The sequence below is a fragment of the Micromonospora sp. NPDC005324 genome (genome assembly GCF_040607155.1).
GTDB classification, from domain to species: Bacteria; Actinomycetota; Actinomycetes; order Mycobacteriales; family Micromonosporaceae; genus Micromonospora; species Micromonospora trifolii.
On sequence record NZ_JBEXGE010000136.1, the window covers coordinates 1 to 1,060 of the forward strand.

Consider the following 1,060-nt stretch of genomic DNA (forward strand, 5'->3'; position numbering starts at 1 on the left):
GCGTAACGGCGCTGGAGCAGCTGGCAGAAGCTGGCGACCTTACGCAGCGGCTCCTGGAGGTCGTGCGAGGCCACGTACGCGAACTGCTCCAGGTCACGGTTGGACCGGGTCAGCTCCTCGGCCTGCTTCTGGAGCTGGCTGTTGACCCACTCGATGCGCTCGCGGGCGGCCCGGACCTCGGCCAGGTCGGCGGCGATCTTCTGCCGCATCGCGTCCACGTCCTCGCCGAGCCGGACGAACTCCGGAGGGCCGGTGGCGGCGATGCCGTGCTGGTAGTCACCCTCGGCGACCTCGCGGACCTGGTCGGCCAGCCCGATCAGGGGACGGATGACCATCCGGTCCAGCGAGAGCAGCAGCAGCGCCCCGGCGACGACCACCACCAGCGCGGCGACGATCAGGAGGACGACCAGAATGTTGCTGCTGGTACGCACGTTCTTCGCTGTCTGCTCGCGCGCGGCCAGGACCTCAGCCTGGAGGTCGTTCACGGCTGAGCGCACGTCGTCGAACTGTTGCCGGGCCGCTTGGGTGACCAACGCCTGACCGGCGCTGGTGCCGCTCTGCTCGGTGGTGGTGATCACCGGCTCCGCAACCGACTGCCGCCACCGCGTGACACGCTCCTCGACGGTCCGCAGCTCCTGGCTGATCTGTGGATAGTCGTCGAGCAGCGCCCGCATCGAGGTGGTCACGCTCTTCTCCTGGGCGAGCCCCTCCTGGTAGGGGTTCAGGTCGTCCTGGTCGCCGCTGACCGCGTACCCCCGGATCGCCGTCTCCTGGTCGAGCAGCGCGTTGAGAAGCTCCTGCGACTGCACGCGCAACGGGCCGGTCTCGTTCAGGACCGCGTCGATCTGGGTGCGGTTGCGGGCGGCCATCGCCGCCTCCGCGCTGGCCAGCCCGATCAGCAACACGCCCACGACGGTGAGCAGGGTGATGACCCGGCGGCGCAGACTCCAGCCGCCGATGACCGGCTTCATCGGCCACCGCCCCGGCTGACCAGCAGCATTGCCACGTCGTCGGCGAGCGGGCCACCGTTGAGCCGCTCGGCCCGCCCGACCAGCCAGGC

The 1,060-nt window shown here is 70.2% G+C and carries 1 protein-coding gene; it reads right to left on the minus strand.

What is annotated here, in order from left to right; translation table 11 throughout:
• Nucleotides 1-971 (minus strand): CHASE3 domain-containing protein (locus tag ABZS40_RS36780; protein WP_354949373.1); only part of this gene is annotated, 971 nt, incomplete at its 3' end.
• Between the last annotated feature and the right edge of the window lie 89 nt (nucleotides 972-1,060).